The organism is Variovorax paradoxus, from assembly GCF_030815855.1.
GTDB classification, from domain to species: Bacteria; Pseudomonadota; Gammaproteobacteria; order Burkholderiales; family Burkholderiaceae_C; genus Variovorax; species Variovorax paradoxus_M.
This window is the reverse complement of record NZ_JAUSXG010000001.1, coordinates 3,079,552-3,096,522: the sequence shown is the minus strand read 5'-3', so window position 1 is coordinate 3,096,522 and position 16,971 is coordinate 3,079,552. Positions and strand designations below refer to the sequence as shown.

Sequence of the window (16,971 nt, the reverse complement as noted above, 5' to 3'; positions counted from 1 at the left end):
GACGGCGTCGATGTTGCAATGCCCAGAACTGCAACTTTCGACCTGGAAAAATCCGCGCGCATCGGCCAAGCGATGATCGTTCTGTAGGAGCCCGCCCGCCCGCGCGGCGGCGCAGGTCAGATCAAGATCAGCAGCACCAGGCCAACCGCGGTCAAGCCCATGTAGAGCAGATCGGCCGCTGTGATGCTGAGCAGCCGCCGCACGGTCAGCGTGGCCAGCGGCAGCAAGAGCACAAGGCCGATCCAGAGGTCCAGCGGGACAAGGCAGATGCGTGCAAGAGCCCACAGCCAGGCGCAGTGGGCGACAAAGCCCCAGAACTCGGCGCGGCTGGTGGCGGAACCCAGGTCCATCGTCTGGCGCCAGCCTTTGACCACGGTCTGCCACCAAGTGATTTCCTCGTCGTCCAGCAGCTTGTACAGGCCGTGCAACGCCAGCACGCACAGCAGAACGGGGCCGAAGTAGGCACTCCACAGGACAATGCCGGTGTACAGGGGATGGCCGTAGCCCGTGCCACCGCCGCCCAGGCTGGCGGCGGCCAGCACGGTCATGCCCATGCCGGCCAGCAGCGTACCCGCTCCCACGACGAATTTCGGCATGCCCACGCGCAGCAGGCCGCGCCCGAGGGCGAACAAGCCGAGCGCGAGCACGGTGGCGGCCATGAAATTCTTCAGCGCCTCGGCAGACGACTTCCAGCCCCTGTGCGGCCCCGCGGCCCAACGGCTCGCCGCGGGAGGCTCCAGCGGCTTTGCGCCGGGCGCCCATTGCCGCGCGGGTTCCTGCTGCGCGGCCAGCCGACGCCGGCCCCAGTCTTCGGTTTGCGGCGCGAGGTTTCTCAGCGCGAGTTCCAGGTGGTACACGCGCTTGGCGTTGTCCATGTCGTGCGGCACCAGAAGCGGCTTTGCGGCGGCACTGGCGCCGTCTGCCATGAGCGCCGGCAACTGCTCGCGCCAATACATGGGCGCGGGCTGCGCCTCGCAGGCCAATGGATCGGACGTTGCGCCGGGCTGCACCAGGGTCACCGCATTGGCCTGCATTTCGCTCAGCTTCCGTTCGGGGCCATCCCAAGCGCAGGCAAACGTCAAGTCGCCCAGAACGATGTCGGGCCGGAACACAGGGAGCGGCTGCGCCGAGGTGTTGGCCAGGCGCAGTGCCAGCATCAGGCGGACGCCGCCGCCGCCCGCCGGTGCGGCCCACACGCCAGGCGCAATGGGCTGCATGTCGCGCATCACCACCGTGAAGAAGGGGGCGCGCGTAGCCCCGGTCTCCCATCGCGGAGTGAACCCCTGGTTGAGCGCCCCTTGCCAGGCGGCGCGAAAAGGGGCGTCGAGCACGTTGCTTCGCGCGTGGCCGCGCGCAATGGCGGCGGCCACGGTGTCTTCAGGGGCGCGTGCCATGCCGGGCAAGCGGCGCTTGAAGGACTCCCATGCGCCGGGGCGGGGCGGCGCGGGCGCTGCGGCCGGGGTGGCGATCTGCGCCACGTACGCATGCAGGAGTTCGCGGCGCAAGGCTTCGATGTCGGCGCGGGGCGCCCCGGTGTCACGCAACTGGCCGACGAGGAAGAAGGCCTGCGCTGCATTGCCGCCTATCGCCGTTTCGCGCAGCGCGGCGGCGAAGGGAGAAGGCTCCGATGCGAAGGCCCATGCCGGCAGGCACAGCAGGACACAGAGAACGCGGCGCAGGAAATGCGTCATGGGCAATGCAAGGCCGGAGGCCGAGTTCAGGGGCGGGCGGATCTTAGTGCACTTGCCTTGGGCGAACGCTTGGCCGCCCCGTACGCCGCAGCCCGCAAGATGCGCTGGAACGTCGGGCACTCCATGTGGCTGGGCGCCGGGCAAGCGGCGGCGTGCCGCAGCCCGTCGCGCATGGCGCTGAGCTTGCGGATCGTCCTGTCGAGCTCGTCGGCCTTGGCCGCGAGCATCTGCCTGTCGATGCGCGGCACTCCCTCGGGCGCGAACATGTGCCCGATCTCATCGAGCGAGAAGCCTGCGGAGCGTCCCACCGCAATCAATGCCAGCCGCTCCAGCACGCCCGCTTCGAACAGGCGGCGCAGGCCGCGCCGGCCGGTCGAGGCGATCAGCCCCTTTTCCTCGTAGAACCGCAGCGTCGATGCGGGAACGCCGGATCGCTGTGCCACTTCGGCGATGTCCAGATGATTTGCTGCCACCTCTTGACCTCAAGTCGACTTGAAGTTGCACAGTCTAGCTTCCGCCTCGACAGGCACGCAAGGAAAACGATCATGAGCGTCAATCAAGAGACAAGCAGTGAGCAGGCCGCACTGTGGAACGGATCCGCCGGACGGGCCTGGGTCGATGCGCAGCAGTCGCTCGACAGGTTGTTCATGCCGTTCGAAAACCTGCTCGTGGACGAGGCGCGCGCCGCGTCTGCGCACCGGGTGCTCGATGTGGGCTGCGGCACGGGCGCCACCACGCTCGCCGTTGCACGGGCGCTCGGCGGGGAAGGGCATTGCGTCGGCGCCGACATTTCGGAGCCGATGGTCGCCGCCGCACGCGCACGCGCACGCGCAGAGCGTGAAGGCACGCCGGCAAGCTTCATCTGCGGCGACGTGCAGAGGCACGCCTTCGAGCCGGGCAGTTTCGACCTGATCGTTTCGCGCTTCGGCGTGATGTTCTTCGACAGCCCGGTGCAGGCCTTTGCGAACCTGCGGCATGCCGCGAGGGATGGCACCGCGCTCCGCGTCATCGCATGGCGCAGCGCCGCGGAAAATCCGTTCATGACGACGGCCGAGCGCGCCGCGGCACCGCTGCTGCCTAACCTGCCCGTGCGCCAGCCGGGCGGACCGGGGCAGTTCGCTTTCGCAGACCGGCAGCGGGTCTCCGCCATCTTGGAAGAGAGCGGCTGGGCCGGCATCGACGTCCGGCCGATCGACGTCGAGTGCACCTTGCCCGAACGGGACTTGATCGGCTATCTCACGCGGCTCGGACCGGTGGGCCTGATTCTTCAGAACGCCGACGAGCGCACGCGCGCGCAAGTCGTCGACACCGTGCGCGCCGCCTTCGACCCGTATGTGCACGGCACCGAGGTCCGCTTCACCGCCGCCTGCTGGATGATCGGCGCGCAGGCGCCTTCAGCGCCGGCCGTGCCCGCGGAGGCCACCCGTGTCTGAGGCCGCGAGCTATCTGGTGTGCGCTGTTCTGATCGGCGGCGGCGCAACGGTGCTGATGGACATCTGGGCGGTGGTGCGAAAGCGGCTGCTCGGCATGCTTTCGCTGGACTATGCGCTGGTGGGCCGCTGGCTCGTCTACCTGGCGCGGGGGCGCTTTCGTCATCACCCCATTGCCGCATCGCTGCCGGTGAAGGGCGAGCGGCTGATCGGCTGGGTTGCCCACTACCTGACCGGATTCCTCTTTGCGGCCGTGCTGCTCGCGTTCTGGGGCCTTGGCTGGGTCTGCCGCCCGACGCTCGGGCCCGCGCTGATCGTCGGATTCGGCAGCGTGGTGGCTCCGTTCTTCCTGATGCAGCCCGGCATGGGCGCCGGCATTGCGGCCAGCCGCACGCCACGGCCAGCGGCAGCGCGTTTTCACAGCCTGGTCACACATGGGGTTTTCGGCCTTGGCCTCTATGCGGCCGGCTGGGTCGTCGGCAGCTTGTTCGGCCCCTTGCCATGGCGAAGCTTTTGCTAGCCGAAAGCGCGTTGGGCCCTCTTCAGCCCAACACCCTCGGCACCAACTGCACCATGAGTGCGCCGACGATTCCCTGCACGGTCACGCAGTGCCACATCAGCCCGGTGTTGTCGATCGTCGCGCGGGCCGCTGGCTGCAGCCGGCCGGTCCAGGAGCGCACCAGCACGTAGCCGCCCATCAGCATCAGCACGGCGATGTGAAAGGCCTGGTAGCCCAGCAGCATGCCGACCGATGCGCTCCAGCCCTGCGCGCGCGGATCGAGCCCTGCCATCAGGTGGCCGCCGATGTCGAGGCTGGCCGCGGCGGTTGCGCAGGCCATGGCCAGCGCCACGAGCATGCGCAGCAAGCGCTGGCCGCGCGCATGCGCGGTGCGCAGCGTGCGCGTGGCGGCGAGCATGGCAACCGAGCCGGCCGCGAGCAGCAGCGCGGCGGCCAGCGGCCAGTGCATGGCGGGCAGCGCAGCGCCGGGCGGTGGGCACACATCGCTGGCCATCGCCAGGTGCGCATGGGTGTAGAGCAGCGACACGAAGATCGTCATGTCGACCGCAATCAGCACGATCATGGCCCACCACGAGTGCGAGGCGCGGCCGTGTGCGCCGACGGGCAGTCGCGCGCCCCGGCCGACGTCGACCGTTTCGAACGGCGGCGGAAGGTCGGAATCCCAAAGCCACCGCAGGATGCACACCACCGCGAGCACGCCGCAGGCAAATGCGGGCAGGGTCTGCGAAACCGTCAGAAGCAGAAAGAAGCCCGCCGTGCCCGCGGCCGCGCCCAGCGGCCACCAGCTGTCGCTTGGCAGGCGCAGCAGGTGCATCGGCCGCGCGTCGCGCAGGCTGGTCACCAGGGTTTCGCGGCCGCCGAACACCGTGCCCGGCAGCCAGTGGTAGCCGGCCTCGACCTCTTGCGGCAGCGTGGGCCGCTTCCACAGCGGATAGCGCGAATCCACCGGCGGAATGCTGCGGGCGCCGTACTCGCGCGCCGGCAGCCATTCGAGGGTGCCCGCGCGCCACGGGTCGCCATGGTCTTGCGAGGGCCGCCGCAGGGTGCGGAACGCATCGGCAATGAAGAGCAGCACGCCGGCCGCCAGCGTGTACGCACCGATGGTCGACAGCAGGTTGAGTGCGTTCCAGCCCAAATCGCCGCCATAGGTGTACACGCGGCGCGGCATACCGAGCATGCCCGCGATGTGCATCGGAAAGAACGCGAGGTTGAAGCCGCCGAACATGAGCCCGAACACCCAGCGGCCCCAGCGCTCCGAAAGCCGGTGGCCGTTGAAGAGCGGCGCCCAGTAGTAGAACCCCGCGAACACCGGAAACACCATGCCGCCGATGAGCACGTAATGAAGGTGCGCGACGATGAAGTAGCTGTCGTGCGCCTGCCAGTCGAACGGCAGCACCGCCACCATCACGCCGGTGAGGCCGCCGAGCACGAAGATGAAATGAAAGCCGAGCAAGAAAAGCGTGGGTGCGTTCAGCGCCACGCGGCCGCGCCAGAAAGTGGCGATCCACGCGAACACCTGCACGCCACTCGGAATGGCCACGATGAAGCTCGCGGCGGACACCACCAGCAGCGAGAGATTGCCCAGGCCCGCGGTGAACATGTGGTGCGCCCACAGCGCGAAGCTCACCACGCCCACGCCGATGAGCGCCAGCACCACCGCGCGGTGGCCCACCAGCGGCGTGCCCGAGAGCGTGGCGACCATCATCGAGACCATGCCCGCGGCCGGCAAGAAGATGATGTAGACCTCCGGGTGGCCGAAGAACCAGAACAGGTGCTGCCAGAGCAGGGGATCGCCGCCGCGCGCCGGCAGGAAGAAGGGCCAGTCGAATGCGCGCTCCAGTTCCAGCAGCATGGTGGCGGCGATCACGGCCGGAAACGCGATGACGATCATCAGCGCGCTCACCAGCATGGCCCACGCGAAGATGGGCATGCGCATCAGCGTCATGCCGGGCGCGCGCGTGAAGAGAATGCCCACGATCAGTTCGATGGCGCCCGCAATGGCCGAGATCTCGATGAAGCCGATGCCCAGCAGCCACCAGTCGGCGCCGCGCCCGGGTGAGAATTCCTTGCCGGTGAGCGGCGGATACATGAACCAGCCGCCGTCCGGCGATTCGCCAAAGAAAATGGTGCAGAAGAAGGCGAGGCCGCCGATCGCATAAGCCCAGAAAGCGTAGGCCGAGAGCAGCGGAAACGGCAGGTCGCGCGCGCCGAGCATGCCCGGCAGCAGGTAGATGGCCACCGCCTCGACGATGGGAACCGCGAACAAGAACATCATCACGGTGCCGTGCATCGTGAAGAGCTGGTTGTAGGTGCGGGCGTCGATCAGGTCGTTGTCGGGCACGGCCAGCTGCGTGCGCATCAGCAACGCCAGGATGCCGGCCAGCACGAAGAAGAGCATCGCCGTCGCGATGTAGAACACGCCGATGCGCGTGTTGTTCACGGCCGAGAACTGCCGCCAGCCGGTGGGGGGCTGCCAAGCCCGCTCGAGCGCCTCGCGCTCTCCTTCGGGACGCGGCGGCAGGGTCGAGATGTCGTCGGCAGCGTGGGTCATTTCAGTTGCGCGAGCCAAGCCGCGATCCGTTGCAGGTCGGCCTCGCCGATGCGCTCGCCGGACGACGGCATGCGCGCGCCCGGCTTCAGCTGCTGCGTGTGGGCGACCCATGCGGCGAGCTGGGCGGGTTCGTTGGCCACGGTGCCGGCACCCAGGTGCAGCCGACTGCCCACATGGGTCAGGTCGGGCCCGAGGCGGCTTTCTTCGCTCACGCCGCGCACCGTGTGGCATGCATTGCAGCGGTGCGCAAGGAAAGCCTCGCGGCCGCGCTCGATGTCCGGCGATGAAGCCGGTGATGACGTTGGCGATACGGCAGCGGGCCTTGCCTGCGCCGCCAGCCAGGCGTCGAATGCCGCGGGCTCTTCGGCCACCACATGCAGCGCCATGCGCGCGTGCTGCTCGCCGCAATATTCGGCGCACTGTCCGCGCCAGGTGCCGGGCCGGTCGGCCTGCAGCTGCAGGTGCTGCACGCGGCCCGGCAGCATGTCCATCTTGCCGCCGAGCGACGGCACCCAGAAGCTGTGGATCACGTCGGCGCTGCCGAGCCCGAAGTAGACGGGCCGTCCGATCGGGATGCGGATCTCGTTCGCGGTGACCACTTCGGCGCCGGTGGCGGGGGCGCGGTAGCGCACCTCCCACCACCACATGTGGCCCGTGACGCCGACGATCAACGCGTCGGGCGGCGGCACGGGCCGCCACGGCGGCCGGTGCCATTCGCTGTAGGCGAACAGCGCCGCAAGCACCACCGTCGGAAAGACGAGACCTCCGCCAATGAGCCACCGGCGCGTGTTCACCGTGCCGTTCCGGCGGCGGACAGCGAGCACCAGCAGCACCATGACGCCTGCAAAGATGAGCGTGCCGCCCACCACGAGCACACCGCTCGCCTGCAGCAGCGTCTCGGCCACCGGGCCTGCGGCGCGCAGCGCGGACTGCGATGAACCTTGGCTCATTCGAGGGCGAGCAGATAGGCCGCCATGTCGCGCGCGTCCTCCGGGGAAACGCCCATTGCGGGCATCAGGGTGCCGGGAACTAGCGCGGCGGGTGCCACGATCCATCGCACGAGGTGATCGGGCCCGTTCGGCACATGCCCCGCGATGTAGCTGCGCCGGCCGAATGCCGCAAGCGCGGGACCGGTGCGCCCGCGTGCCGCCTGCACATCGGGAATGGTGTGGCAGCTGCCGCATTGGTACTGCGCGAGCAGCAGCCTTCCTCGCTCCAGTTGGACGGACGACGCATGGTCGAACGCGGGCCCGCTCTCCCGCGATGTGCAGCCGCCCGAGAGCAATGCCAGCACCAGCAGCGCGAACGGACACACCGCGCGGTACGAGAGGGAAGGGAGGGCGGGGATGGCGGCCACCATGCCGCGATTCTGCGGACAGGAACGCGGCTTGCGCCGACACGGCGGCGCCGCTGTGCGTCGGACAATGCCGCCAATTGAATGCTGCCGATGGGTGCACCCAAGATCGTTCTTCTCACCATCGCCGCGCTGGGCCTCGCGGGCGCTGCGGTGGGCGCGCTGGTGGTGTTCGGCGGTCTCTACAACGTCGCCGCCACCGTGCAGCACACGCAGCCGGTCTACTCGCTGCTGGAAACCGCGATGCACCAATCCGTGAGGATGCGCGCCCGCAACATCGAGCCGCCGCCGCTCGGCGACGAACGGCTGGTTATGCGCGGCGCGGCCTGCTTTCGCGACAAGTGCGTGCAGTGCCACGGCGCACCGGGCGTCGCGCAGGGCGACATCGGAAAGAGCATGCAGCCGCTGCCGGGACCGCTGGTGGATGCGCGGCGCCACTGGAAGCCGCGCGAGCTGTACTGGGTGACGAAGCACGGCATCAAGATGAGCGGCATGCCGGCCTGGGAATACAGACTGTCCGAGGAAGAGCTGTGGTCGGTGGTGGCCTTCCTCGACCGGCTGCCCGACATGACGCCGCAGCAGTACGCCGAGGCGGCGCGCATGGAGGTGGCGAGTGCGCAGGGTGCAGCCACGGGTTCGGCATGCGGGGCCGCGCCCAGCCCTCTGCCGGTTCGCGTGGGCGATGCCGATCGCGGCAAGCGGGCGCTTCACCAGTACGCGTGCAACGCCTGCCACACCATTCCGGGGGTGACGAGCTCATCGCCCCACGTCGGCCCTCCGCTGGCGGGCATTGCGGGACGTTCCCTGATTGCCGGAAAGCTCGCCAACACGCCGGACAACATGGTGCACTGGCTGCGGCACACGAAGGAAGTCGATCCGCTGACGGCGATGCCGGAGCTCGGCGTGACAGAGCGGGATGCGCGCGACATCGCGGCGTATCTTGCAACGCTGCGTTGATGGCCGCGACGCGTCCAGGTCTAGTATTTCGCCGCGGTGCGCTCGTCGTCGACCGTGGCGATCCGCAGCCGGGCTCGCTCGTGCTTGATGACGAGCTCGGCGCATTGCTCCTGCATGGAGGCATCGGCGGGCGGCTGCTCCCTGCAATCGACCAGGAGCTGAGACTCGCCGAAGTCCAGGCCATGAAGAACCTCCTGGCCATGCGAATTGATGGCCAGGAGGTTTTCCGCCGACAACTGGGTGCGCAGGGCCTCGGAAATGGCGAGTGTCTGCACGGGCTTCACCGCGTCGCCGCCCCGCCTGCGGTTGCTGGAATGACTCGCGTCACTTGGCGGTCACTTCTTCATGGCCTTGATTTCGGCCTTGCCTTTTTCGTGGTCGGCCTTGGCCTGCTTCACGCAAGCGTCCTTGGCGTCGCCCTTCTGGTCGTCGCACTTTTCCTTGGCAACGTCGTAGGCGACTTCCACCTTGGCCTCGGCCACCTTGCGGGCATTGCCGTCGCTGGGTTTCTGCTTCTGGTCGAGCTCGGCCTTGGCGATTTTTTCCTTGCCCTTGGCTTGTTCCATGCAGACGTCCTTGGCGTTGTCCTTCATGGCGTCGCAGGCGGCCTTGTCGGCCTTGTAGTCGGCCGAGATCTTGTCGCGGGCGGCCTTGAATTCGGCCATGGCCGGATCGACCGCCGCCGAGGGTCCGGTGTTCACTTGCGCATGCACCTGGACCATTCCAAGGCACGATGCCGCGGCGCAAATCATTAACAGCTTCTTCATGATGATCTCCTTGACGCCGGTGGTTGTTCTGCAAGGAAGGATTCGGCGTCTGAAGTCAATATAGAAGTCGCTCGCGTCCCACCGGTAGGACGCGTCGCGAAGCGTCCGTAAGCACATGCTGACGCTCCCGTCGGCGGCGCTGCTCGGGCGCTGCGCGTCGGCGGCGGCCCGGGGCCGGCTTGGGCGCACGTCCTACCGGTGCAGCAGAGGCGGCGCGCACACTGCCCGAATGCGGACGTACAGGAGATTGCCATGCAAAAGCTTTACGCGTTGTTCGCTGCTGCACTGCTTTGGTTCGCCATGGCCGCGGCAAGTGCGCAAGACGTTCGGCCGCACCCGGCCGAGATCGATCCGGCGATGGTCGAATACGGCGCCGCCCGCGAACGCATCGGCGCAAACCTCAAGGCGGCGCTGAGCCAATGCGAGACGCAGGCCGAACCCGCACGACCGGTCTGCATCAAGGAAGCCCAGGGCCGCGAGAAGATTGCAGCGGCCGAGCTCGACCACCAGCGCAGTCCCAGCGATGCGAATGCCCGCCGGCTTGCCGAAACCCGAGTGGCGGTGAACTACGAAGTGGCCAGGGAGAAGTGCAACCAGCGGCAAGGCGGCGACAAGGCCGCGTGCCTCCCGCGGGCCAGCGAAGAAGAATCGAAGGCAAGGGCGGGCCTCAGGACCGGCGGGTAGCGGCGCAGGGGCTCAGGCCGTGGCGCTGGCCCAATATTCCCGAGCGGCGGCCTTGATGATGCGCATCCCTTCCGGGTCGCCATGCCAGAGGGCGGAAAGGTACGCCTTGGCCTGCGCGAGCGACACATCGGGCGGCAGCGGCGGCACGGCGGCGTCGGTGACCATCTCCAGCAGCACCGGCCGGTCGGCGGCAAAGGCGGCGTCCCATGCGGGGCCGATGGCTTCGGGCGTGTCGACACGCAAGGCCCCGAGGCCGAGCATTTCCGCGAAGCGCGCATAAGGGAAATCGGGCAGCACCTGCGAGGCCTCGAACTTCGGATCGCCGCCGAGCACGCGCTGTTCCCAGGTCACGAGGTTGAGGTCGCGGTTGTTGAGCACCATCACCACCAGGCGCGGGTCGGGCCAGTCGCGCCACATGCGCGCGAGGGTGATGAGTGCGTTCAGGCCGTTCATCTGCATGGCCCCGTCGCCCAGCATGGCGATGACCGGCCGGTCGGGATGAACCAGCTTGGCGGCAATGGCGTAGGGAACGGCGGGTCCCATGGTGGCGAGGCCGCCGGACAGGCTGGCCTTCATGCCGCGGCGCAGCTTGACGTCGCGCGCGTACCAGTTGGCGGCCGTGCCGCTGTCGCAGGTCAGGATCGACTGCTCGGGCAGCCGCGGAGAAAGCTCCCAGAACACGCGCTGCGGATTGAGTGGCGATGCCTCGACGTGGGCGCGCGCCTCGAGCACGCGCCACCATTTCGCCACTTCGGCCTCGATGCCGCGGCGCCACGGGCCGTGATCCTTGTGCTCGAGCAGCGGCAGCAGGGCCGCGAGCGTGGCGCGGCTGTCGCCGACCAGGCCCAGCTCCGCGGGGTATCGCAGGCCGATGGCGCGAGGGTCGGTGTCGATCTGTATGCAGCGCGCCTGTCCCTCGGACGGCAGGAACTCGGCATAGGGAAACGAGGAGCCCACCATCAGCAGGGTGTCGCAGTCTTCCATCATGCGGGAGCTCGGCCGCGTGCCGAGCACGCCGATGGCGCCGGTCACGAAGGGAAGATCGTCCGGCACGGCCGCCTTGCCGAGCAGGGCCTTGGCAACGCCCGCTCCGAGACGCTCGGCCACATGAATCAACTCGTCGGTGGCGTGCAATGCGCCCGCGCCTGCCAGGAGGGCGACCTTGCTGCCCGCATTGATGATTTGCGCTGCGCGCTCGAGCGCGGGCGCGGCCGGCACCGCCGCGGTGGCCGTGGAGCCGATGCCGCTGTGCACCGTGCCGTGCTCGCGCGGAGGCACCGGCACCGCGGGCAGTTCCTGCACGTCGTTGGGAAAGATCACGCAGGTCACGGCGCGGCGGTCGCGTGCAATGCGCATGGCGCGGTCGATCAGGTGGCGAACCTGTTCCGCGCTGGTGGCCATGTGCACGAACTCGTGAGCCACATCCTTGAACAGCGAGACCAGGTCGACCTCCTGCTGGTAGTCGCCGCCCAGCGCACTGCGCTTCTGCTGGCCGACGATGGCGACCACGGGCTGGTGGTCGAGCTTCGCGTCGTAGAGGCCGTTCAGCAGGTGAATGGCGCCCGGCCCCGACGTGGCCAGGCACACACCCACTTCGCCCGAAAACTTGGCGTGCGCGCAGGCCATGAAGGCGGCAAGTTCCTCATGCCGGCTCTGAATGAATTCGATGGCACCGTCCGCCCTGTCGAGCGCGCCCATGAGGCCGTTGATGCCGTCGCCGGGATAGCCGTACACACGGCGCACGCCCCAGTCGTGCAGGCGCTGCACCACGAAATCGCTGACTGTTTGCTTCATCGCGCCATGTTCGCGAGTGCCGAGATTTCATATGTCGTGCAATCGGCTCCAGGGGACGTCGGCGCAATCCCACACGCGGGCGTGCTGCGCGCGCCCTCGAGCCGATCGCCAGACTGCTCCCACGCGCAAGCCCTGTGTCCTCCGACCCGAGGCGTCGAGGGCAGGCGCAGGATGAAAAGCTTCTTCACCCTTCAGGAGAACGCCATGCCAAGAGGTGACAAATCGTCCTATACGGGCAAGCAGAAACGAAAGGCCGAGCACATCGAGGAAAGCTACGAGCACCGCGGTGTGGGCAAGGCCGAAGCCGAGAAACGCGCGTGGGCCACGGTCAACGCCGAGACCGGCGGCGGCAAGAAGAGCGGAAGCGGCCGCGGCAAGGCCGAGAACCACGCGCCTTCGCGCAGAGGCGGCCACAAGGGCGGCGCCGCGGCGGCATCGCGCACCGCCGCCGAACGTTCCGCATCCGCCAAGAAGGGCGCCGCCACGCGCAAGCGCAATGCCGAACACCGCAGCGGGTGACGGCTGACGAACGAACAGGCAGACAAAGGAGATCCGCAATGACTCGAGTTTCCGAACTGATGACCCGCGGCGTGCGAACCCTGGCGCCCACGGACCCTGTGGCGCTGGCCGCACAGGCCATGGACGAGCTGGACATCGGCGCCATTCCGGTGTGCGACGGCCAGCGCCTGCTCGGCATGGTGACCGACCGCGACATCGTGCTGCGCGTCGTGGCGCAGAAGCGCTCGCTGGACACCTCGTTGTCCGAAGTGATGTCGAAGGACGTCAAGTGGTGCACCGACAGCGACAACGTCGAAACGGTGATGGACGAAATGGCCGGCTACCAGGTCCGCCGCATGCCGGTGGTGGACCGCGACAAGCGGCTGGTGGGCATGCTGTCGCTCGGCGACACGGCTGCGAAAGGCGACATCGGCAAGGCCGGTGACACGCTGAACATCATTTCCCAGCCGGCCGAGCCGGACCGCTCCAGCCAGTCCGCCGCGAGCGGGCCCAGCGGAGGTGGGTCGTCGCAAGCCGGGCCTCACTGAATCCCGTCGCTCGGGCGCATGCGCGCCGGCTCAGTGCTTTGCGGGCAGGCGGATGCGGGGGCCGGGTGTGGTGCGAACCCGCAGTGCTTCTTCCGCCTGGCGCAGAAAGCGCTCATTGCGCTCACGCGTCTGCGAGGCGACGCAATCGCGGGGGGCCACGGCTTCCAGGTCGCGCATTCCCGCGTCGGCCAGCGTGGCCCAGATGCATTGGTCGCTTGCGACGCCGGTCACGATCAGGCGTGTGGCCTTCAGGTACGCGAGCAGCGGTTCGAGCGGCGTGGCGAAGAAGGCGGATTGCTTGGGCTTGAGCACGAAATAGTCCGTCTCGGCCGGCAGCAATGCCGAGGTGATTTCTGCGCCGGCACCGCCCGAGGCGAGCGACATCTCCACCAGCTTCGGAAAGTCGGAGCGCCAGCGCCCGCGGTTGTCGTTGACGTAGATCGCGGGTACCCCCGCGCGCGTGCAACGCGCCTTCAGCGCCGCAATGCGCCCGGCGATGGTGTGTGCGCCGGGCAACAACTTGTCCGCATCCGGAAAATCCCAGCAGCTGATCATGTCGATGATCAGCAGGGCGGTGTGGCCGGCGGCGGGCGCCGCGGCGAGGGCAGGGGGCGGGGAAGAAGCCATGAGGGCGGACGCAAGTCTCCGGACAGCGGAGACACCACCATTCCCAATGCCCGCGGCCGGTCCCGTAGGAAAGCTGCGCGCACCCGCGAAAGTCGTGGTCGAGAGATCGGCCGGGCGTCAGGGCCGGCCCGGACGGTAATTCACTCGTCGGCGGCTGGCACGCCGTACGCCGCGCGGACCTCGTCGAGCCGCGACTGTGCAACCTGGAAGCATTCGGCCAGTTGCTCGGGCGTGGCCGCCGGATAGCCCGCCGGCGGCTGCAGCGCGTTGCCCAGCCGTTCCCAGGCCGCCTCCCAGGACAGCTTGGCGAGCGCGCGGGACTCCGGGGTGGAAGGAGCGGGCATGTTCGTCCTTGGTCCTTGGTTGTGGCGCAGCGAAGTATGCGCCCAAGGAAGGCCGGGAGATCAGATGCGCCGGCACGCCGAACCCGGGAAGGTGCGTAGGAGGCCGCTTTCACAACGACGCGTGTTATCCCGCCCCGCCGGGGCGAAAGCTGTTCGACTATCGGCGCGAGGACGACGACGGCTGCTGCAAAGCAGAAAACTAGGCCGGTGTACAAAGGTGCCTTGTAGGAGCCGGACGCGTCGACATGCACGGATCGTCGCCGTGCGCCCCGCAATCGTTCACAAGGAGCTCTTCCGATGAACACTTCCCCGATGGACACTTCCGCTTTCACCCGGCCCTTCGCCATCGTGACTGGCGCTTCCTCCGGCATTGGGCTGGAACTGGCGCGCTGCTGCGCCAAGGAAGGCTTCGATCTCCTGATCGCGGCCGACGAACCCGGCATCGAAGATGCCGCAGTCCAATTGCGCGGCCTCGGTGTCGAAGTGCAACCGGTGCTGGCCGACCTTTCCACCACCGAGGGGGTCGACCGCCTTCTGGCCGCCGCGGGCCAGCGCCCGGTCGGGGCGCTGCTCGCCAATGCAGGGCGGGGCCTCGGCCATGCCTTTCTCGACCAGAACTTCTCCGAGGCGCGGCACGTGCTCGACACCAACATCACCGGCACGCTGTACCTGATCCATGCGGTAGGCGGCGCAATGCGCGCGCGCGGGCAGGGGCGCATTCTCATCACCGGCTCGATTGCGGGCTTCATGCCCGGCAGCTTCCAGGCGGTCTACAACGGCACCAAGGCCTTCCTGGATTCGTTTTCCTTTGCGCTGCGCGAAGAGCTGAAGGACAGCGGCGTGACGGTGAGCTGCCTGATGCCCGGGCCGACGGACACCGAGTTTTTCGATCGGGCCGACATGCTCGACACCAAGGTGGGGCAGGACGACAAGAAGGCGGACCCCGCAAAGGTCGCCAAGATCGGCTTCGAAGCCATGATGAACGGCGAAGGCGACGTGGTCGCGGGCTGGAAGAACAAGCTCCAGGTGGCCGTTGCCAACGTCACGCCTTCGGCGCTGCTCGCCAAACAGCATCGCAGGATGGCCGAACCCGGCACGGCGGAGCACCGCTAGTACCGGAGCGCATGCCATGGACACTTTTTTCGGCTCGGGAGTCGCCCTCGTGGACACGGTCCTCAAGAGCACCGGCGGCAGCGTCGTGGTCTGGAGCGCGGACCCGCAGGCTTACGGCAGCGATCACGAACGCGCCACGCGCGGCAATTTCGCGCAGCGGCTTGCGGCGCTGAAGCAGTTCCGCTTTGCCGGCGAATACGACGCCTCGCGCGCACGCGAAAACACGCCGCTGTACTTCGTGCCGAGCGACACCATCCCCAGCACGCAGCTGGCCCGCTCGCTCGGCATCTCGACGCTGCATGACCTGTTCGGGGGCGTGGTTCCTTACCCCTTCGTGGCCACCAAGGCCATCACGCATCCGCTCGTCGGCAGGGCCGCCGCGTGTCCCGAGGGATGGGCGCCCGCTTTCGCTTCCGACATCTCGCATGCGGCGCTTGCAGGGTTCTCGGCTTTCTCGGCCGAAGACGCGCGATGGGCCGGGCGCCGGCTGCTGGAAAGCGGCGCGGTGCGCGTGAAGCCGGTGGGCGCCACCGGCGGCCGGGGCCAGACCCGGGTTACGGATGCCGACGCGCTGGACCGCAGCCTCGCGGCGCTGGACGAAAGCGAGATTGCGCTGCACGGCGTGGTGATCGAGGAAAACCTCGAACGCCCTGAAACCTACAGCGTCGGGCAGGTGATCGTCGACCACATGACCGTGAGCTATTTCGGCCGCCAGCGCATGACGCCCGACAACACCGGCCAGAGCGTGTATGGCGGCTCCGATCTCACGCTTGTGCGCGGCGACTTCGACGCGCTGCTGGCCAAGACCAGCCCGAATCCCGCGCTCTGCCTGGCAATCGAACAGGCGCGGCGCTATCACCAGGCGGTGATCGATTGCTTCCCCGGCTTTCTTGCATCGCGCGTGAACTACGACGTGGCGCAGGGCGTCGGCGCGGCAGGCGCATGGTGCTCGGGCGTGCTCGAGCAGTCGTGGCGCGTCGGCGGCGCAACCGGCGCCGAGATGGTGGCGCTCGAATGCTTCTGGCGCGAGCCGGCGCTCGAGCGCCTGCGCGTCTCCTGCTTCGAGGCCTATGGCGCGGCGGCGCCGATTCCGGCGGATGCCAAGGTGCACTATCGCGGCATCGACCGTCAGATCGGCCCTTTGACCAAGTACGCATTGATCCAGCCGTATGCCAGCGACACGACATAACGTCATCGATATTGCCGTAGACGGCCAGCACATTGCCGGAACGCTGGTCGCCGCCTCGACGATGGTGCCCGGCGTCCTGCTGGTCCACGGCTGGGACGGCAGCCAGGAGCAGTACATTGCGCGCGCGCACGACATTGCCGCGCTCGGCTGCGTGTGCCTGACCTTCGACCTGCGGGGCCATGCGCGCCACGCCGCGCTGCGCAAGGAGGTCACGCGCGAGGACAACCTGCGCGACGTGCTCGCAGCTTACGACACGCTGGTCAGCCACCCCACGGTCGACCCGAATGCGATCGCCATCGTCGGCAGCAGCTACGGCGGCTACCTCGCGGCGCTGGTCAGCGCCATGCGGCCGGTGCGCTGGCTCGCGCTGCGCGCGCCGGCGCTCTATCGCGACCGCGAGTGGCTGTCGCCCAAGGGGCAGCTCAGCAGGTCCGATCTCGTGGCCTACCGCCGCACGCTGGTCGGCCCGCGCGACAACCGCGCTCTTGCGGCCTGCGAAGCCTTCAAGGGCGACGTGCTGATCGTCGAATCGGAGCACGACCAGATCGTGCCGCACCCGGTCATCGAGAACTACCTGGGCGCGTTCAAGCGCGTGCGCTCGGCGACCTACCGCGTCATTTCGGGCGCCGACCATGCCCTGTCGAAGCAGTCGTCCCGCCAGGCCTACGGGCAGCTGCTCGTGTCCTGGATGACGGAAATGACGCTGGGCGCGAAGGCGACCGGTGCCATGACCCGCGCCGTGTCCGAGAGCCCTGCCTAGGTGTCCGGATGAAAACCAGCCTACGGCTTCCGCCGGCGCCGCCGCGAGTAGTGGGCGCTGCTACGTGCACACAGGCAGCTTTCCTACGTCGCGCTGCATCGAGTCCCTCCATGGTTCAGCTTCCACCAACCTTATTCCGGAGCC

The 16,971-nt window shown here is 68.2% G+C and carries 19 protein-coding genes; 9 read left to right on the top strand and 10 right to left on the bottom strand.

Features of this window, described 5'->3' with window-relative positions; genetic code table 11:
* Positions 1–116: 116 nt before the first annotated feature.
* Entirely contained in the window at positions 117–1,691 is a 1,575-nt protein-coding gene (locus QFZ42_RS14650; protein WP_307701651.1) for a hypothetical protein, read from the bottom strand.
* A 26-nt stretch (positions 1,692–1,717) separates the two neighbouring features.
* Complete coding sequence (locus tag QFZ42_RS14645; protein ID WP_307701650.1) at positions 1,718–2,164, bottom strand: helix-turn-helix domain-containing protein; 447 nt, start codon at positions 2,162–2,164, stop codon at positions 1,718–1,720.
* A gap of 72 nt (positions 2,165–2,236) precedes the next feature.
* On the opposite strand from QFZ42_RS14645, the gene QFZ42_RS14640 reads away from it, so the two are divergent.
* Positions 2,237–3,124 carry a class I SAM-dependent methyltransferase gene (locus QFZ42_RS14640; RefSeq protein ID WP_307701649.1) on the top strand — a complete coding sequence of 296 codons (888 nt, stop codon included), beginning with the start codon at positions 2,237–2,239 and terminating at the stop codon, positions 3,122–3,124.
* Entirely contained in the window at positions 3,117–3,641 is a 525-nt protein-coding gene (locus QFZ42_RS14635) for a DUF2938 domain-containing protein (protein WP_307701648.1), read from the top strand. The genes QFZ42_RS14640 and QFZ42_RS14635 overlap by 8 nt, the downstream gene beginning before the upstream one ends.
* Positions 3,642–3,663: 22 nt before the next feature.
* Here QFZ42_RS14635 and QFZ42_RS14630 read toward each other — a convergent pair whose 3' ends face one another.
* Genes QFZ42_RS14630 through QFZ42_RS14620 form a run of 3 tightly spaced genes read right to left on the bottom strand, consistent with a single transcriptional unit; the run spans position 3,664 to position 7,552 of the window.
* A complete protein-coding gene (locus QFZ42_RS14630) occupies positions 3,664–6,192 on the bottom strand; it encodes a cbb3-type cytochrome c oxidase subunit I (RefSeq protein WP_307701647.1) in 2,529 nt (842 codons plus the stop codon).
* Positions 6,189–7,142 carry a cytochrome c oxidase subunit II gene (locus QFZ42_RS14625; RefSeq protein ID WP_307701646.1) on the bottom strand — a complete coding sequence of 318 codons (954 nt, stop codon included), beginning with the start codon at positions 7,140–7,142 and terminating at the stop codon, positions 6,189–6,191. Before QFZ42_RS14625 ends, QFZ42_RS14630 begins: the two co-directional genes overlap by 4 nt.
* Positions 7,139–7,552: a c-type cytochrome gene (locus tag QFZ42_RS14620; protein ID WP_307701645.1), complete on the bottom strand. Its 414-nt coding sequence runs from the start codon at positions 7,550–7,552 to the stop codon at positions 7,139–7,141. The genes QFZ42_RS14625 and QFZ42_RS14620 overlap by 4 nt, the downstream gene beginning before the upstream one ends.
* Before the next feature lie 78 nt (positions 7,553–7,630).
* Between QFZ42_RS14620 and QFZ42_RS14615 the strand changes: the two genes are divergently transcribed.
* Positions 7,631–8,503, top strand: coding sequence for a c-type cytochrome (locus QFZ42_RS14615; RefSeq protein ID WP_373423338.1), 873 nt, complete (start codon positions 7,631–7,633; stop codon positions 8,501–8,503).
* 20 nt (positions 8,504–8,523) lie between these two features.
* On the opposite strand, the gene QFZ42_RS14610 is transcribed toward QFZ42_RS14615, so the two are convergent.
* Both QFZ42_RS14610 and QFZ42_RS14605 read right to left on the bottom strand, forming a co-directional pair.
* Complete coding sequence (locus QFZ42_RS14610; RefSeq protein WP_307701643.1) at positions 8,524–8,778, bottom strand: hypothetical protein; 255 nt, start codon at positions 8,776–8,778, stop codon at positions 8,524–8,526.
* 60 nt (positions 8,779–8,838) lie between these two features.
* Positions 8,839–9,270, bottom strand: coding sequence for a hypothetical protein (locus QFZ42_RS14605; RefSeq protein ID WP_307701642.1), 432 nt, complete (start codon positions 9,268–9,270; stop codon positions 8,839–8,841).
* A gap of 252 nt (positions 9,271–9,522) precedes the next feature.
* Between QFZ42_RS14605 and QFZ42_RS14600 the strand changes: the two genes are divergently transcribed.
* A complete protein-coding gene (locus QFZ42_RS14600; protein ID WP_307701641.1) occupies positions 9,523–9,954 on the top strand; it encodes a hypothetical protein in 432 nt (143 codons plus the stop codon).
* Positions 9,955–9,966: 12 nt separating this feature from the next.
* Here the strand turns inward: QFZ42_RS14600 and QFZ42_RS14595 are convergent, their stop codons facing one another.
* Positions 9,967–11,748, bottom strand: a complete 1,782-nt coding sequence (locus tag QFZ42_RS14595) for a thiamine pyrophosphate-requiring protein (protein ID WP_307701640.1) — start codon at positions 11,746–11,748, stop codon at positions 9,967–9,969.
* Between the two features lie 204 nt (positions 11,749–11,952).
* Here QFZ42_RS14595 and QFZ42_RS14590 point away from each other — a divergent pair, with 204 nt between their 5' ends.
* Positions 11,953–12,267 carry a plasmid stabilization protein gene (locus QFZ42_RS14590; RefSeq protein WP_307701639.1) on the top strand — a complete coding sequence of 105 codons (315 nt, stop codon included), beginning with the start codon at positions 11,953–11,955 and terminating at the stop codon, positions 12,265–12,267.
* Positions 12,268–12,305: 38 nt separating this feature from the next.
* A complete protein-coding gene (locus QFZ42_RS14585; protein ID WP_307701638.1) occupies positions 12,306–12,794 on the top strand; it encodes a CBS domain-containing protein in 489 nt (162 codons plus the stop codon).
* Between the two features lie 30 nt (positions 12,795–12,824).
* Here the strand turns inward: QFZ42_RS14585 and QFZ42_RS14580 are convergent, their stop codons facing one another.
* Both QFZ42_RS14580 and QFZ42_RS14575 read right to left on the bottom strand, forming a co-directional pair.
* Positions 12,825–13,421, bottom strand: coding sequence for an isochorismatase family cysteine hydrolase (locus tag QFZ42_RS14580; protein WP_307701637.1), 597 nt, complete (start codon positions 13,419–13,421; stop codon positions 12,825–12,827).
* A gap of 140 nt (positions 13,422–13,561) precedes the next feature.
* The gene (locus QFZ42_RS14575) at positions 13,562–13,765 is read right to left on the bottom strand and encodes a hypothetical protein (protein ID WP_307701636.1); all 204 of its coding nucleotides are present in this window, start codon (positions 13,763–13,765) and stop codon (positions 13,562–13,564) included.
* A 297-nt stretch (positions 13,766–14,062) separates the two neighbouring features.
* On the opposite strand from QFZ42_RS14575, the gene QFZ42_RS14570 reads away from it, so the two are divergent.
* Genes QFZ42_RS14570 through QFZ42_RS14560 form a run of 3 tightly spaced genes read left to right on the top strand, consistent with a single transcriptional unit; the run spans position 14,063 to position 16,827 of the window.
* Positions 14,063–14,878 (top strand): SDR family NAD(P)-dependent oxidoreductase, encoded by an 816-nt coding sequence (locus QFZ42_RS14570; RefSeq protein WP_307701635.1) that lies wholly within the window; start codon positions 14,063–14,065, stop codon positions 14,876–14,878.
* A 16-nt stretch (positions 14,879–14,894) separates the two neighbouring features.
* Positions 14,895–16,067 carry a DUF3182 family protein gene (locus QFZ42_RS14565; protein ID WP_307701634.1) on the top strand — a complete coding sequence of 391 codons (1,173 nt, stop codon included), beginning with the start codon at positions 14,895–14,897 and terminating at the stop codon, positions 16,065–16,067.
* The gene (locus tag QFZ42_RS14560) at positions 16,048–16,827 is read left to right on the top strand and encodes an alpha/beta hydrolase family protein (protein ID WP_307701633.1); all 780 of its coding nucleotides are present in this window, start codon (positions 16,048–16,050) and stop codon (positions 16,825–16,827) included. The genes QFZ42_RS14565 and QFZ42_RS14560 overlap by 20 nt, the downstream gene beginning before the upstream one ends.
* Positions 16,828–16,971: the final 144 nt, after the last annotated feature.

Coding starts and splice junctions, on each gene's coding strand:
- QFZ42_RS14650 (WP_307701651.1), bottom strand. CDS start 1,691: ATGACGCATTTCCTGCGCCGCGTTCTCTGTGTCCTGCTGTGCCTGCCG.
- QFZ42_RS14640 (WP_307701649.1), top strand. CDS start 2,237: ATGAGCGTCAATCAAGAGACAAGCAGTGAGCAGGCCGCACTGTGGAAC.
- QFZ42_RS14630 (WP_307701647.1), bottom strand. CDS start 6,192: ATGACCCACGCTGCCGACGACATCTCGACCCTGCCGCCGCGTCCCGAA.
- QFZ42_RS14625 (WP_307701646.1), bottom strand. CDS start 7,142: ATGAGCCAAGGTTCATCGCAGTCCGCGCTGCGCGCCGCAGGCCCGGTG.
- QFZ42_RS14620 (WP_307701645.1), bottom strand. CDS start 7,552: ATGGTGGCCGCCATCCCCGCCCTCCCTTCCCTCTCGTACCGCGCGGTG.
- QFZ42_RS14615 (WP_373423338.1), top strand. CDS start 7,631: ATGCTGCCGATGGGTGCACCCAAGATCGTTCTTCTCACCATCGCCGCG.
- QFZ42_RS14605 (WP_307701642.1), bottom strand. CDS start 9,270: ATGAAGAAGCTGTTAATGATTTGCGCCGCGGCATCGTGCCTTGGAATG.
- QFZ42_RS14600 (WP_307701641.1), top strand. CDS start 9,523: ATGCAAAAGCTTTACGCGTTGTTCGCTGCTGCACTGCTTTGGTTCGCC.
- QFZ42_RS14595 (WP_307701640.1), bottom strand. CDS start 11,748: ATGAAGCAAACAGTCAGCGATTTCGTGGTGCAGCGCCTGCACGACTGG.
- QFZ42_RS14590 (WP_307701639.1), top strand. CDS start 11,953: ATGCCAAGAGGTGACAAATCGTCCTATACGGGCAAGCAGAAACGAAAG.
- QFZ42_RS14585 (WP_307701638.1), top strand. CDS start 12,306: ATGACTCGAGTTTCCGAACTGATGACCCGCGGCGTGCGAACCCTGGCG.
- QFZ42_RS14580 (WP_307701637.1), bottom strand. CDS start 13,421: ATGGCTTCTTCCCCGCCCCCTGCCCTCGCCGCGGCGCCCGCCGCCGGC.
- QFZ42_RS14575 (WP_307701636.1), bottom strand. CDS start 13,765: ATGCCCGCTCCTTCCACCCCGGAGTCCCGCGCGCTCGCCAAGCTGTCC.
- QFZ42_RS14570 (WP_307701635.1), top strand. CDS start 14,063: ATGAACACTTCCCCGATGGACACTTCCGCTTTCACCCGGCCCTTCGCC.
- QFZ42_RS14565 (WP_307701634.1), top strand. CDS start 14,895: ATGGACACTTTTTTCGGCTCGGGAGTCGCCCTCGTGGACACGGTCCTC.
- QFZ42_RS14560 (WP_307701633.1), top strand. CDS start 16,048: ATGCCAGCGACACGACATAACGTCATCGATATTGCCGTAGACGGCCAG.